Source organism: Pontibacter silvestris, assembly GCF_020907275.1.
GTDB lineage: Bacteria > Bacteroidota > Bacteroidia > Cytophagales > Hymenobacteraceae > Pontibacter > Pontibacter silvestris.
The window spans coordinates 232,760-248,090 of record NZ_JAJJWI010000005.1 but is presented as its reverse complement, the minus strand read 5'-3'; the positions used below and the strand labels follow the sequence as shown (position 1 = coordinate 248,090).

The window sequence follows — 15,331 nt, the reverse complement described above, 5'->3', positions numbered from 1 at the left end:
TGTCTATTGTTCTTCACTTGTAACCTGACGCACCTTGGTACTATCAGGTTTTGGTCTACTCAATTTATACTTCAGACGGCTTATGCTTTCATAGGCAAAAGTATAGCTGGGTTCTATGTTCACTAATCGATGGTACTGAGCAAGCGAATTTGCATATTGGCCTGTACGCTCATAGCTACTGGCAAGGGTTGTCATATACTTTGGCCTGTTTATATAGACTTTACTAACGACCTTCTCCAGGTGTGCTATGGCTGCAGCATTGTCTCCCTGGCTATGGCGCATAATACCGAGCTGATAATTAGCTCCCTGTAACGTATCATTCACTGACAGAGCTTTAACAAAATACTGCTGAGCACTGTCCGGTTTTTGCGCTGAAAGATAACTTAAGCCTTTATAATAAAGGACCTGCCCATCATTAGGGGCTAGTTTAATAGCTCCATTTATATAAGTCCCTGCTATGGCAAAATCATCCTGCGCAATATAGATACCTGCCAGCTCGCGCTGAGGCTCCATAAAAGAGGAAGCATTTTCCAGGGCTTGTTTATAATAATGTTCAGCCCTTGCCGTGTCTCCTGTAGCTGCCAGCACCCTTCCTTTATAATAGAAGGCAAATTCATCTGCAGGAGATAGCTCCTGAGCTTTATTCAAGTACACCAACGCTTTCTGATAATCCCGACGCTGAAGGTACATCTCCCCCAAAAGCACATATAAAGACGAGCTCTGGTAAGAATTACGCTCTGCCCGTAAGGCAAGAGGCAATGCTTCGCCTTCTCGCCCCATCACCCGCAACACCTGTGCTTTCACAAAGAGGCTGGCAGGTTCATTTTTTGTCAGTTTAACAGCTCTGTCTGCGTCCTGCAACGCCTGATCTAACTCTCCTCGTCGCAATAGCACCACTGCTCGCCTGGCATAAAGACTACCGTCGCGCTTCGACTTAGCAATAGCTGCACTTAAATTTTCCAGTTGCGATTCTACATTATTAGAAACCTGCTGCAGATTTACCATACGCTCCTGATCGCCCTTATCTGTATTACAAGAGACAAATATAACAGATAGTAACAGCACCAACATTTTGTAAATTCGCCCTACCATCTTTTCAATCTAAATTTCTGCAAAATACCGGCTTTTACTATATAAGCGCTAAATTAAGATAATTTCTATTAATAGAATACTGTATCCCTTCCCTGAATCAATAACTAATTAAAATCAAAAAGCCTGCTTCCTTGCGGTGGCAGGCTTTTTGATTTTAAAAGATATCTTCTAATTATTAAGATGTTCCTTTAACATAATCTTGCAACGCCTGCTTAGCTCTAGCTCGTTCTTTGTATCAAGGTTAACAGTTAGAGCTTTTTCTAAAGTCGTGATGCAGGATTGCGTTTCATTCATATCCTGATAAATACAGGCAAGGTCGTAATAATATCTAATATAAGTGGGATTATAAGCAATAGCGTTATTGAGGGCTTCAACAGCATGCTGGTTAGTGGCTTCTTCACAAAGACCATCAAAAAAAACCTTTGCAGCAATTTTTTCCGCAAAATTAAGGTTTGCCATTTTATAATACCAGCGCCCTAACAAATACCAGGCACCATCATGATGGCTGTTGCATGCCAAAGCAGCATCTATAAAAGGTTTTGCATCATGAATACTACTAAGGCGTTCCTTTGGGCCAGCAACCATGGCATAAGCGTACATTGACATAGCCATTACAAAATTAGACTCAGCGTCAGTTGAATTAATACTGTAAGCACGCCGGGCATAGTTCTTGGCCTTTTCAAAGTGCTGCAGCTTACTCGTTTCATCACTGTAACGATCGCCAATGCGGCAATGTAACAAACTTGCTTTACAAAGTGCTTCGTAGCTATCTGCAGACAAAGCTAATACCTTCTCATACAAATGAAGAGCTTCATTGTCTTTATGGCTGCTCAACAGCTGTTCTGCACGTTGCAGCAGCAACTCATTTTCTGAGTTGTCTGCTGCTGTACAAACAGACTGAAATGCACAACACATGCAAACTATAAACAAAACGCTATAAAGTCTCTTCATAATCATTCCACACCTTAACCTAAGGATAAAAAAAGACTTTTGCAAGTACTCAGCCTACTTTAGAAAATGTTTAGCTGCTTCTTTTTCTTAAGGGCTTCTTTAGCCCTTTCAATGTCTTCACTAACATCTACGTTTTCCTCCTTAAGATGTTGAGTACCACTAGACAAGACAGCCTCTGCCGCCAGTTCTTTTAACTCTGCAGGCACTGATACAGGCTCTTTCTTTGAAACAGCAGTTCTTTTGGCTTTGGGCTTTTCATCCTGCAGCTCAATTACCTCCTGCTTTGGTACATCTACCTCCAGAATTTTATAATAGTTGAGCTTATTCCCCATAGCTTTCCATCCCTTCACATCCATAAACTCGCTGAGCAGCAGTTTCTCTGATTCTTTCTCTCCACGGATAGAACGTTTGAACTTAATGTTAGCCAGCGGCTCAGGATGCGTAGAAACAGCCTCCAGCCTTGAACCTTTGGTTTCCGGTATAAATGGGAATTTTTTACCTACCGTAGAAGTCTCCACTTTGAAACGTTTCAGGTAGTACGTTTTATTATCTCCCTCATAATAAATAGCGGAAATAACCAGCTCCGGATCAAACTTCTGCAGCACTTTGATTTTTTCTACCGCATAATGGTTCGTCAGGTCAAAGGATGTCATCTCATAGGTGCCGTCATCATAGATTACCAGGATGGTATCATCTGTATTGAAAGAACCTAAATACCGCCCCCTGCCTTCGGTGTTCAGTCTACCAATAACTTCATCATAAGAAATTTCACGGCCTCCCAATGTAGAATCGCCCAAGCTTTTCTGCACGACTTTTTTCACCGGATACTTCGTTACGATATTACCGTTCGAACCTTTGCCTTTAATCATCAAATCTGCAAAGTCAAAATCAAAGACCTTGTTACGGGCCGAAGCAGCAGGCGTAAGTGTTACTGTTACCACCTCAGACTCTGAATTAGGGTTAGCTGTCAGGTAATGAACCTTAGAACCTTTCTCGCCTTTAGTAAGGTCATATTCTTTATCTCTGGTGATGGACTTAACAGAGAAGCGCTTGGCATAAGATACGCCAGATTTACCATCCGCATAGATCATGTTGTACACCATGTGCTCGTCGTTCTTGTTGTAAACGCCAGCCATAATAATATCTTTCCCCACAAAGGTTTTGTCGGCCACCTTGGTTACCATGAACTTACCATCTTTGCGGAACACGATGATGTCGTCCATGTCTGAGCAATCGCACACAAACTCATCTTTGCGGAGGCTTGTTCCGATAAAGCCATCTTTGGCATTCATGTAAAGCTTCTGGTTCGCAATAGCAACGTTCTGCGCATTGATCACATCAAAAGTCTTGACCTGTGTACGACGTTCTTTACCCTGTCCGTACTTTTTCATCAAGCCTTCAAAGTATGCAATTGCATAGCGAATTAGGTTAGCTAAGTGGTCGTCCACCTCAGCCATCTCTTCTTCCAGCTTCCTGATATATTCATCAGCTTTAAAAGAGTCATACTTCGATATGCGTTTAATTTTGATCTCTGTCAGTCGGATAATATCATCTTCGGTTACCTCACGGCGAAGCAAAGGCTTGAATGGGTCTAAACCTGTATCGATTGCATTCAACACAGCTTCCCATGTCTCACACTCTTCAATATCGCGATAGATACGATTTTCGATAAATATTTTCTCCAGCGAGGAATGATGCCATTTATCTTCCAGCTCTCCTTTACGAATCTCCAGCTCGCGCTTCAGCAGGTCTACTGTTTTAAAAGTAGAAATACGCAGTAATTCATCCACACTCATAAAGTGCGGCTTGTCTTCTATAATGACACAGGTGTTTGGAGAAATTGAGACTTCACAATCAGTAAAAGCATACAGCGCATCTATTGTTAGATCCGGTGACACGCCGGGAGGCAACTGTACATGTATCTCTACATTAGCCGCCGTGTTGTCCACCACCTTCTTGATTTTGATCTTATTGTTCTCACTCGCTTTCACAATAGAATCCATCAATCCGGTTGTGGTAATGCCATAAGGCACATCGCGGATAATTAGCAGCGTCTTATCTACTTTTTCGATAGTGGCACGAACGCGTATTTTACCACCCCGCGCACCACCGTTATAGTTCGTTACATCTACCTGTCCTCCATTCGGGAAGTCTGGCAGTAGTAGTGTTTGACGCCCTTTCAGCACATCAATAGAACCTTTGATCAGCTCCCTGAAGTTATGCGGCATTACTTTGGTAGATAAACCTACGGCAATACCTTCCACACCCTGCGCCAGCAGCAGCGGGAACTTAACAGGTAAAGTAACCGGCTCGTTTTTACGCCCATCGTAAGACAGCTGCCACTGCGTTGTCTGCGGGTTAAACACAACATCTAAAGCAAATTTAGAAAGTCGTGCCTCAATGTAACGGGAAGCTGCTGCACTGTCACCCGTACGTACATCACCCCAGTTACCCTGTGTTTCAATTAAAAGGTCTTTCTGCCCTAAACCCACAATAGCATCACCAATAGAGGCATCGCCGTGTGGGTGGTACTGCATGGTCTGCCCTATGACGTTGGCTACTTTGTTAAAGCGACCATCGTCCATTTCTTTCATGGCGTGCAGGATGCGGCGCTGCACCGGTTTCAGACCATCTTCAATGGCTGGCACCGCACGCTCCAGAATTACATAAGAAGCATAATCGAGGAACCAGTTTTCGTACAGACCAGAAACAGGTGTTACGTTATGGATGACTTCTTCTTCGCCATCGGTAAACTGTACGCCCTGCTCTTCTTCTCCTTCGTGATGGTGCAATTCTTCGTTTAAATCTTCGTTATGCATATACTTCCTCTACTATGTCTTTTTCAATCTTCAAATTATCGATAATGAACTGCTGACGGTCAGGCGTGTTCTTGCCCATGTAGTAGCTCAGAATCTTTTGTATAGTGGTATCCTTGTGCAGGATAACAGGCTTTAGTTTAATGTTTTCGCCGATAAATTTACCGAACTCGTCTGGTGAAATTTCTCCCAAACCTTTAAAGCGGGTAATCTCTGGTTTCTTGCCCAATTTGTTCATGGCTTCCTGCTTCTCGGTTTCGTTGTAGCAGTAAATGGTTTCCTTCTTGTTGCGTACACGGAAAAGCGGAGTTTCCAGAATATACACATGGCCGTTACGCACCAGGTCAGGGAAAAACTGCAGAAAGAACGTCAGCAACAGCAGGCGAATGTGCATACCGTCCACGTCGGCATCGGTAGCAATTACCACGCGGTTGTAACGCAGACCTTCCAGACCTTCTTCAATGTTCAGCGCGTGCTGCAACAGGTTAAACTCCTCGTTCTCGTACACCACTTTTTTCTTCAGGCCAAAGCAGTTCAGCGGCTTACCACGCAAACTGAACACCGCCTCGGTATCCACATTGCGCGACTTAGTGATAGAACCACTTGCTGAGTCACCCTCTGTGATAAAAAGTGTAGAAAGCAAAGAGTTCTCGTGCTTGTCTTCGTTGAAGTGCAGACGGCAGTCGCGCAACTTGCGGTTGTGCAGGTTTGCTTTTTTAGCACGCTGGTTGGCCAACTTCTTCACACCTGCCATGTCCTTACGCTCACGCTCACTCTGCTCGATTCGCTTTTTCAGCGCCTCAGCAGTAGCAGGATTCTTGTGCAGGTAATTGTCGAGGTGCTCACGCACAAAATCGTTGATGTAACCACGCACAGTCGGACCGTCTGGGCCCATATCAATAGAACCTAACTTGGTTTTTGTCTGCGACTCGAACACGGGTTCCTGCACACGCAACGAGATCGCACCTATAATAGAGGCACGAATATCAGCTGCATCATAGTCTTTTTTATAATGCTCCCGAACCGTTTTCACCACCGCCTCACGGAAAGCCGCCAGGTGTGTTCCGCCCATTGTCGTATACTGGCCGTTCACGAAGGAATAGTATTCCTCACCATAGTCATTGCCGTGCGTAAGGGCAAGTTCAATGTCTGTTCCTTTCAGGTGGATGATCGGGTAGCGCATGTTCTCCTCGTCAGCCTTGTTACGGAGCAGGTCCAGCAGGCCATTCTCTGAGAAGTATTTCTTACCGTTAAAATTAATGGTAAGGCCGGAGTTAAGGTAGGCATAATTCCATACCTGGTTCTCGAGGTAATCGAGGTTGAACTGGAAGTTTTTGAAAATGGTATCGTCTGGCGTGAAAACCGTAAGCGTACCGTTGCGCTGAGAAGTTTCCTGCAAGTTAGAATCAAGCGTCAGCACGCCGCGCTCAAACTCAGCTGCCTTCATCTGTCCGTCGCGTACAGACTGAATACGGAAGTGGCTCGAAAGGGCATTTACAGCCTTTGTACCCACACCGTTCAGACCTACTGACTTCTGGAAAGCCTTGCTGTCGTACTTACCACCCGTGTTTATCTTACTCACGCAGTCGATCACCTTGCCCAGCGGAATTCCACGGCCATAGTCGCGCACCTGTACCTTGTGGTCTGAAATCTTGATCTCAATGGTTTTACCGAAACCCATCACGTGTTCATCAATGGAGTTGTCGATTACCTCTTTTACCAAAATGTAAATACCGTCATCGGCCGAAGAGCCGTCTCCCAGCTTGCCGATGTACATACCAGGGCGCAACCTGATGTGCTCGCGCGGCTCCAGCGAGCGAATGCTGTCTTCGTTGTAATTATGGTCTAACTCTGCCATTATTTAAGCGTAAGTGTATTTGTTTCGATAGAATCAATCGGAAATATAGAAAAAATAGAAGACACATGGCACAATTAAGTTTTAACACCATGTCTTGCTGCAAAGTAAATCTTTTTTTACTAAAACTATTAGTTAAATCAGAAATGTAAATTGCAGCTTTAAACTTCTCTTTTTTATACAACTAAAAAAATACAAGGCTAGTTCATCTAAAACAGCTTTTTTAAACATATACTACAGCTAAAATATTTAGCATTTTTACATTAAAAAAAGATTATATTTGTACAGCAATAATACTGCCTAAACATGCAGAAAATGTTCCTGCATGTTTAGGCAGCTCTTTATTTGAAAAATGTTTTATGGAGATAAAGTTACCCAATTATTTAAAATACATCCTTATATTATTAGGGGTGTACCTGCTTATATGGCTTCTGCAAGCTTTTCAGTCCCTTTTGGTGCCATTAGCTTTCTCGCTTCTGTTTGCCCTCCTGCTTTTGCCCCTTAATCGCAAGATGGAGCGCGTGAAGATACCCCGCCCGCTGGCTATCATTATTAGTATCATATTGATTGTTGTAGTGCTGGGGCTGCTGATCTGGTTCCTGTCTACCCAGATAATGAGCCTGACGAGTGAACTACAAACAATCGGCAACAATATAACCGACCTGATTGAGCAAGTGCAGCTGTTTATGTTAGATAATTTTGGCATACAACCCACAAATAAAACAGACTTGGTGCGCAATGCTATAACCAGCCTGCAGGACATTGCCGGCACCTTTCTGGGAAATACTATTTCAATGACCACCGGTTTAATTGCAGCTCTTACAGTAGTTCCTATTTATGTTTTCTGCCTGCTCTACTACCGTGATCACCTGGAGAAGTTTCTTTTCATGCTCATTACCAGAGATCGTCGCGATAATATGGTGCAGACCCTGCATCTTATACAACGCGTGGCTCAAAGCTATATTTCTGGGCTGATGATTGTTATTGTGGTAGTGTCGTTACTCAACTCTGCAGGATTGTTTATATTAGGTGTGAAGTACGCGCTTTTCTTTGGTGTTTTTGCCTCTATCCTGACCATTATTCCTTATATCGGCATCCTGATCGGTTCTTTACTGCCTGCACTTTTCACACTCGCTACAACCGGACATCTGATTGATGCCGTTTTGGTTATCGGCGTGTTTGTTTTTGTGCAGTTTCTGGAGGGTAATTTTATAACGCCATATGTGGTCGGCTCTAAAGTCAGTATAAATCCTTTTGCAGCAATTGTGGCCTTACTGTTAGGCGGCGCCTTGTGGGGAGCAGCAGGAATGATTCTGGCTTTACCCGGTATTGCCATTCTGAAAGTAATCTTTGATTCTTATGAGCCACTGGTACCACTAGGCTTCCTGCTGGCAGATATAGATGACGTAAAGCCCAAAAAGCGTGGCAAAGTCAGCAAATGGTTCTCGTCCATCTGGAAAGGAGAGGCTAAGGGTGAAAGAAACCAGTAATTACTAAAACCGACAGGTTACTAACTATGTTTGCAAATATTGTAGTGCTAAGCAAGTTTGAAACGTATTACTAAAAATATTGGTTTATAGTATAGCACCTGTTATAACTCCAGTTGCTGTATTTAAAGCACTAAAAAGACAATAGCTTGTACGCCATAGTAGACATTGAGACCACAGGTAGCCAACCTGCTCAAGACAAGATAACTGAAATTGCTATATTCATACACGATGGGCAGCAGATAGTTGACAAGTATAACACACTTATCAACCCGCAGCGGTCTATCCCCTTTTTTATTTCGCAGCTCACGGGCATAACGGATGATATGGTGCAGGACGCGCCTAAGTTCTATGAGGTGGCAAAGGATATTGTAAAGTTTACCGAAGGCATGGTGTTTGTAGCGCATAATGTCCGCTTCGATTACTCATTCATCAAAAAAGAGTTTGCTGACCTTGGCTTTAACTTTCAGCGCAAGACTCTTTGCACCGTTCGCTTAAGCCGCTCACTAATACCTGGTCTGCCTTCTTATAGTCTTGGGAAGCTCTGCAAGAGCATAAATATTGATCTACAGTTACGCCATCGTGCTATAGGCGATGCAGAGGCTACTGCCAAGTTGTTCGACAAGCTGATTAAGATAAACAGACCTGTTATAGATGGTAACCAGCAGATGGCAGAGCAACCTGCACAACAGATGCTGAAGCAGGAAATCAAAACTTCGTTACTGCCACCTAACATCAGAAAAGAACAAGTAGATGCTTTGCCAACGACACCAGGCGTTTATTACTTCCATAATGAGCAAGGTGAAGTGATTTATGTAGGTAAGAGCAAAAACATCCGTAAGCGCATTATTCAGCACTTTAACATCGATTATAAAAGCCGCAAGTCACTGGATTTCAAGAACCAGATTTCAGACATTACTTATGAGCAAATGGGTAATGAACTGGTGGCGCTTCTGTTTGAGTCGGCAGAGATAAAGCGCATGAAGCCACATTATAACCGGCAACAGCGACGCTCTGTGTTCAACACCGGAATATTTATGTATGAAGACGGCAATGGTTACAAACGCCTGACATTCGGAAGCGTGAACAAAGCGGATAACATCAGCATGACACCGCTTATCGCACTAACCAACCAGTTTAAGGCAAAAGGCTTTCTTTTTCATAAGGTAGCGAAGTATAACCTCTGCCAGAAATTGTGTGATTTGTATAAAACCAACGGAGCCTGTTTCGATTACCAGGTACACCAGTGCAATGGCGCCTGCATCGGCCAAGAGAGCCCTGAAGAATATAATGCCCGCGTAGACCAGGCCGTTGAATCCTTCTCGTATGAGCATGACAGCTTTGTAATTATCGGCAAGGGTCGTGAGTATGGAGAGAAGTCAGTGGTAGTAGTAGAGAATGGCACTTACTTAGGCTTTGGATTTATGGATGAGTTCTTCTCTGCACAAAGTATTGACGATTTCAAAAGCGTGATAAAACGTTATAACGATAATAAAGATGTGCAGCAGATTATCAGGAGCCACATGCGCGGCACCCATAAAGAAAAGTTAATTGTGTTTGATTAAAATCACAGAACCTCATTAAAAAGAAAACCCGGCCAAAGTGCCGGGTTTCTTTTTGTATTGTATTTTTATACCAAAGCAGTCCTACTGCTTCAGAACTCGAATAGTCTTGCTACCGTACTTGCTGCTTACTTTCAGGTAGTTCACCCCTTTGTTCAGCTTGATTTGTCTAATATCAAGGTCCAGGTTACCATTCTTAATGAAGTGAGACTTTCTGTACACCTCCTTACCCAGCATATTATAGAAAGCAACTTCTACATCGCAATCCTCTAACTTATCAAAAATAATGTTCAGGTAATCTGTAGCAGGGTTAGGATAAGCAATGATAGAAAGAACAAGTTCTTTCAGGTCAACCTTCTCAACCGGAACAGGATTACCCTCACAGGTAGTAACGTCGCCATTTCCTAAGGTTGCTCCTAAGCGAAGAAGTGCTGGTACGGCATATTCTGAAATGCATAGGGTTTTACCTTTACCAGACTTTCCGGAAGGGTTATAATATACCTGTACTTTAGGATTCTTAGCACTTCCACAGCTTACGTCTACGACACATACCTGTACAGAATCTGTAAAAGAAACTCCTCTGGCATCAGTAACAGTAAGTGTATAAACTGTTGTCTCATCAGGGCAAACCTGTACCGACTCTCCTATTTCGCCGGTGCTCCAGGTATAAGTGTAGCCGGGAGCGCCACCTGTCGCCGCAGTAGCTGTAAGTGTAGCGCAGGCAGCAGGAGAATAACCGCGGTAAACCACCTGGTTAGGACCAGCATCAACCACAAGAGGCGCTGTCAGTTCATAACGCGTCACGACAGGTAAGTGGTCGGATGTGGTGTTAGCATAGTTACTGATATAAGAGAAAGGAACAACCAACGTAGCAGAACCTTCAAGGTAATTATCATAAAGCTCATCACTGACCGTCTGATGGTCAATGACATTATCTTGGGTGATGAATGAACGCAAGCCGGCCTCACTTAATGCAGCTGTCACTACCCTGAAGTCTTCTGCTTCCACAAACGCACTATAAGTTGAAGCTCCTCCTCCAATAGACTCATCCACATCATCATTATAATCGCCTAGTATAATAATGTTGGCGTTAGGATAATACTGATCTAACGTGTCTCTCAAAGCCTGCACATCAAACCTTCTTCTGAGCAGGTCTGAACTTCCTGAGCCTGATTTGGCATGGATATTCACAAGTTGGAATCTTTCTGTAACGCCTTCCACCATAGCATCCACGGTAATCATAAAAGGCAAACGCCCACTAGACCAAAAAGAAGACGGATCGCCTGTAGGATAGTTGTTCAAGGCAGTGCTGTAACCCGTACGGGCAGAGTCATACATTGCTTCGAAAAGTACTCTTGCATCAACAAAAGTAACAACCTCCGGGTTATATAAGAAGCAAACCTTCTGTTCAGGGAAAGTCGGATCCGGCCCATTGAAAGAATAAGAGAAACGATCAGAGCAAACACGCTCATAGCCCAAGCTATCTGCCAGTTGCTGCAGCAGGTTCTCATCAGATATTTCCTGAACAGCAATAATGTCTGCATTAACGCTATCGATAAGTCTGGTAGCGTTCTGTAGTTGTTGCTGCACGTCATCAGGCCCAAAGGTTGCTATAGTAGACCCAAAGAACTCCATATTCCAGGTCATTACATCAAGCGTGGTATTAATAGGAATATCTGTTCCTTCCGGGGTGTATTCCGGTGCACCAGGTAAATCTTCTATAAAGCGAGGCAGAATTTGTAATGTGCCTCTGAAGCTACCTAAAACGCCTGTAACTGTCACCGCAGAATCCGGCACTTCGTGCCCTACCAGGCTCTCTACATCACCATCAATCCGGAACTCTAATGTGCCGGTACCATCAGTAATGCCATAGTTACTTTCCGGGAAAAGCAAGCCTCTTGTATCTGTAAAAGAAACATTAGGTACAGTAATTAACTGCCCCTCAAGCGCTGGAGTAATTTCAGAGATGCTTACCTCTAAAGGCGCAACAGGATTTGTAGCAACGCCAAAGCTCTCTACGTTAGTCACATCGACTAACTGCACCATCTGGTTATAAACACCCACAGAGGCTGTTACCTGTATAGAATCACCTATACTGAAAGCACCCGGCCCGTGTAGTTGGTAATCGAAAACGGGAATACCACCTGTGCTGTCCTGCAGATAAGCCGGGCCGCCTAGTTCGTTGGCTGCCGTTAATGTTCCGCTTACTATTACCTGCGAGTTAAGCGGCAAAGCTCTTGCTTCTGCAATAGTAACTTCCTGTGGCTCCGGACTCGGCTCTGGTTCTGTAGTACCGCCACCAAAATCCTGCCCAACATTCAGTGTACCAAACGTACTGGTAGTTGGACCGGTCCATGTAAAGTTCTCATAGGTAAATCCGGCACCAGTAAGCTGCAAAGAATAGCCTACAGGACTTGAGCTGGCTTCCTGAACTCCTATATCTGTACTGGCAAGACCATCAGCAGGGCCATCAACAGCAGTAAAGCTACCTTCATAGCTTAAAAACTGCACAACCTCGCCATCAGCATTGACCAATGCTACACCGTCTGGGGCACCATTTTGCAAGCCATTGGCAGGATAAGTAACCGCTATAAAGCCAAAACCATTGGTTTGGTCAGGAATAGTACCTGTAAGTGTTTGGGTATTATAAGCGGTACCGTTTCCACCGTTGTACAAAACCAAGCTCCAGCCCGAAAGATCTGTACCTGCACGCCCGGCTAGTTCAACAGCTTCGCCTGTATCGGTACCTTCATTATCATAATGGATTTCGTTGATAAACACGATATCCTGCAAAGGCAGAAATACCTGGCTATTGTTTAGAGTATTGTAAGTTGCTGCAACATCGGCAACCCAGGTAAAATCTTCATAAGCAGAGCCTGTACCAGTTAGTTGTAAAGAGAACCCTACAGGAGAGCTTGCCCCCTCTTCGATGCCTATATCAGTACTGGTTAAACCAGCAGCAGGACCATTGGTAGCAGCAAATGAACCTTCGTAGCTTATGAACTGAAGAACATTTCCTTCCGCATCAACAAGGGCAACACCATCCGGTGCACCATTCTGTAAACCTGAAATAGAGAAGAATACAGTACCAAACCCGGATTGCTGGTCAGGAATGGTACCAGATAAAGTTAGCGCACTATAAGCAGCACCATTATTGCCATTGTAAGGTACAAGCTGCCAACCGGTAAGGTCGGTGCCGGCAAGGCCAGCTACTTCTACTCCCTCTCCTTCATCTGTACCTGTATTGTCATAATGTATTTCATTGATGAAAACGATCATTGTGGCTGGTTCTGGATTTGGCTCCGGTTCTGGTTCTGGTTCAGGATCAGGATCAGTTCCTCCCCCTCCTGTTCCTGTAACCTGACCTGTGTTAACTGCGCCAAAAGTGCTTTCAGCCTCAGAAGCCCATGTAAAATCAGCATACACACTGCCAGCACCAGTTAACTGCAGTGAAAAGCCTGCAGGAGTTGTTCCTCCTTCACTTACACCAATGTCTGTACTGGTTAAACCGTCAGCAGGTCCGCCCACTGCCGTAAAAACGCCTTCATAGCTTAAAAACTGAATTACTGCCCCGTCGGCATTAACCAAAGCTACACCGTCAGGGGCTCCGTTCTGAATGCCACTGATAGAGACCTGCAAAAAGCCGTAACCACCACTCTGGTCTGCAATTACTCCTTGCAATGGTGTGGTATTATAAACACCGCCATTGTTGCCATTGTACAATACAAGGCTCCAGCCAGACAAATCAGTACCTGCAGGAGCTGCTACCTCAACGGCTTCATTGGCATCAGTGCTTTCGTTGTCGTAGTGTATTTCATTAATAAAGATGCTTTGCCCAACTGCCGGACCTGCCATTCCCAGGCACAACATTAGGCAACAGACAAACAAAGAATGTAATAAATGCTTCATAGGTAGACTTTAAGTGATGAAAAAAATAAATACAAATTTATCACGTTAAACGTAAAAGCTTATCCAAAGTAATGTTATTTTATCTTTATCATATACAACTAAAACAGGACATTTAACCATAGTTATCCCAATAAAAGCAGACTTATAGCACCTTAAGCAGAGCTTTGATAGTTAGCATCATTTTTTGTTGAAAATCTTGGTTTTAGAGTGGTTATAGTATTTCTGAAACACAGTTTCTGGAATATTGAAGCTATTAATGATTTTTATCATCAGAAAAAAAGGTGCTATAAAAGCACCCTTCATCTAAAGAACTTATCAATAATTCAATCAAAAAGTCATAATATTAATAAATACTTAAGAAGTAATTGCTAAATTATTATATTGTTACGTACACACTGAATACCAACAACACATCACTTTAATGTACATTACTTATGGATGCCGGGTCACTTGCCGAAATTTCTAATGGGGTGTTTAACCAATACCCCATCAACTCAAATTTTCTGGACGAAGTTATCAGTAAAGAGGGTGCTGCAAGCCCTCATTATACAGAAGTACTAAAGCAATTTTCCAGCTTCAGGGCTGAAGACTTTAAAGAGCTAAATGAGCAGGCGAAGCTATCTTTTTTTTAATAAGGGCGTTACGTTTGAAGTATATTCAGACAAAACCAAAGGAGTTGAGCACATTTTCCCGTTTGACCTATGCCAAAGCAATGCTGGTGTAAATCCGGTTGGTAATATTTATAACCACATATCCGGAACAGACTTAATAAAACACAGTGATGGCTAATATTATGTGTGGAAGATAATGTAAGATGCCCCTCCCGGATAAGCTATGTGCTCTCTAACCGGGAAGCCATGAAGCGTACGCTCTTCCCTGGCGCGGCTTTGACCCAACCAACAATATATTTGCAGACATCAACCATATTAAAGCTGCTCATGGAACGAACTATAATGACTGCAGCTCTCTTAAAGGCATTTTAAAAACAATTGGCAGCCACCAGACAACTTATGGTATATATGTTATCCAAAACCTTATAGCAGAAGCAGCACAATAAGTCTTTGTAAACCAGGGTGGGTTCAAATTTATTGATTCTCCATCACCAAGACATAAGAATTCATATGAAGAACGAAATTGAAAAAGTTTCAGCAAAGGAAGAAATTTTACTAGAGTATCATGTGCGGCTGGAACAGGTAAAAGCTTGTTGTTAATAGTCTTTAAAACTAAGTATAGCACTAAAACAAAAAAGCACCCCACAAAGCAGGGCACCTTTCCAAGCTATGAAAACAAACTTAATAATTCAAAATAAAGCAACATCTATAACAAATACAATAAAAAGTATTCCTTTTTATTAATGCCAAATCCTATAAAATTTAGCTTTACATTTGCTAATCTGATGTTGTCACTGCTTCTACCTCTGTACCAAGCCGTAGTACTTTATTATACTTCTAGTTTATCTTACCCTCAACAGTTCATATAGTGCCATATCATTCCCTCCTTTCTTCTGAATACACCTCTGCCTAAAGCAGCTCTTGGCATACATTAAGACCGAAGCTGTGTAAAGATACGAAACAGCTAAACCTAACAGCTACAAGTCTGGATAAACAGCTTATATGTGTCGGTGAATTGATGTTAAGATTACCCTCACCTATCAAAAAT

General features: G+C 43.2%; 8 protein-coding genes. 3 read left to right on the top strand and 5 right to left on the bottom strand.

Annotation, left to right across the window (positions count from 1 at the left end):
- Positions 1-3: 3 nt before the first annotated feature.
- The 4 genes from LN995_RS06695 to LN995_RS06680 all read right to left on the bottom strand — a co-directional run bounded on the left by LN995_RS06695 (position 4) and on the right by LN995_RS06680 (position 6,717).
- Complete coding sequence (locus tag LN995_RS06695) at positions 4-1,092, bottom strand: tetratricopeptide repeat protein (protein WP_229959650.1); 1,089 nt, start codon at positions 1,090-1,092, stop codon at positions 4-6.
- 168 nt (positions 1,093-1,260) lie between these two features.
- On the bottom strand, positions 1,261-2,043 hold the full coding sequence (locus LN995_RS06690) for a tetratricopeptide repeat protein (RefSeq protein ID WP_229959648.1): 783 nt from the start codon (positions 2,041-2,043) through the stop codon (positions 1,261-1,263).
- Positions 2,044-2,102: 59 nt separating this feature from the next.
- The gene (locus LN995_RS06685) at positions 2,103-4,862 is read right to left on the bottom strand and encodes a DNA gyrase/topoisomerase IV subunit A (RefSeq protein ID WP_229959646.1); all 2,760 of its coding nucleotides are present in this window, start codon (positions 4,860-4,862) and stop codon (positions 2,103-2,105) included.
- Positions 4,855-6,717 (bottom strand): DNA topoisomerase IV subunit B, encoded by a 1,863-nt coding sequence (locus tag LN995_RS06680; RefSeq protein WP_229959644.1) that lies wholly within the window; start codon positions 6,715-6,717, stop codon positions 4,855-4,857. Before LN995_RS06680 ends, LN995_RS06685 begins: the two co-directional genes overlap by 8 nt.
- Positions 6,718-7,073: 356 nt before the next feature.
- Here LN995_RS06680 and LN995_RS06675 point away from each other — a divergent pair, with 356 nt between their 5' ends.
- Both LN995_RS06675 and LN995_RS06670 read left to right on the top strand, forming a co-directional pair.
- Positions 7,074-8,204, top strand: coding sequence for an AI-2E family transporter (locus LN995_RS06675; protein WP_229959642.1), 1,131 nt, complete (start codon positions 7,074-7,076; stop codon positions 8,202-8,204).
- 146 nt (positions 8,205-8,350) lie between these two features.
- The gene (locus tag LN995_RS06670; RefSeq protein WP_229959640.1) at positions 8,351-9,766 is read left to right on the top strand and encodes an exonuclease domain-containing protein; all 1,416 of its coding nucleotides are present in this window, start codon (positions 8,351-8,353) and stop codon (positions 9,764-9,766) included.
- An 81-nt stretch (positions 9,767-9,847) separates the two neighbouring features.
- Here the strand turns inward: LN995_RS06670 and LN995_RS06665 are convergent, their stop codons facing one another.
- Positions 9,848-13,672 carry a DUF5689 domain-containing protein gene (locus tag LN995_RS06665; RefSeq protein WP_229959639.1) on the bottom strand — a complete coding sequence of 1,275 codons (3,825 nt, stop codon included), beginning with the start codon at positions 13,670-13,672 and terminating at the stop codon, positions 9,848-9,850.
- Between the two features lie 434 nt (positions 13,673-14,106).
- On the opposite strand from LN995_RS06665, the gene LN995_RS06660 reads away from it, so the two are divergent.
- Complete coding sequence (locus tag LN995_RS06660; protein ID WP_229959638.1) at positions 14,107-14,304, top strand: hypothetical protein; 198 nt, start codon at positions 14,107-14,109, stop codon at positions 14,302-14,304.
- Positions 14,305-15,331 lie beyond the last annotated feature (1,027 nt).

Bases quoted from the DNA above. Each gene is read 5' to 3' on its own strand.
- LN995_RS06660 (WP_229959638.1), top strand. From the start codon at position 14,107: ATGGATGCCGGGTCACTTGCCGAAATTTCTAATGGGGTGTTTAACCAA.
- LN995_RS06695 (WP_229959650.1), bottom strand. From the start codon at position 1,092: ATGGTAGGGCGAATTTACAAAATGTTGGTGCTGTTACTATCTGTTATA.
- LN995_RS06685 (WP_229959646.1), bottom strand. From the start codon at position 4,862: ATGCATAACGAAGATTTAAACGAAGAATTGCACCATCACGAAGGAGAA.
- LN995_RS06690 (WP_229959648.1), bottom strand. From the start codon at position 2,043: ATGAAGAGACTTTATAGCGTTTTGTTTATAGTTTGCATGTGTTGTGCA.
- LN995_RS06680 (WP_229959644.1), bottom strand. From the start codon at position 6,717: ATGGCAGAGTTAGACCATAATTACAACGAAGACAGCATTCGCTCGCTG.
- LN995_RS06675 (WP_229959642.1), top strand. From the start codon at position 7,074: ATGGAGATAAAGTTACCCAATTATTTAAAATACATCCTTATATTATTA.
- LN995_RS06665 (WP_229959639.1), bottom strand. From the start codon at position 13,672: ATGAAGCATTTATTACATTCTTTGTTTGTCTGTTGCCTAATGTTGTGC.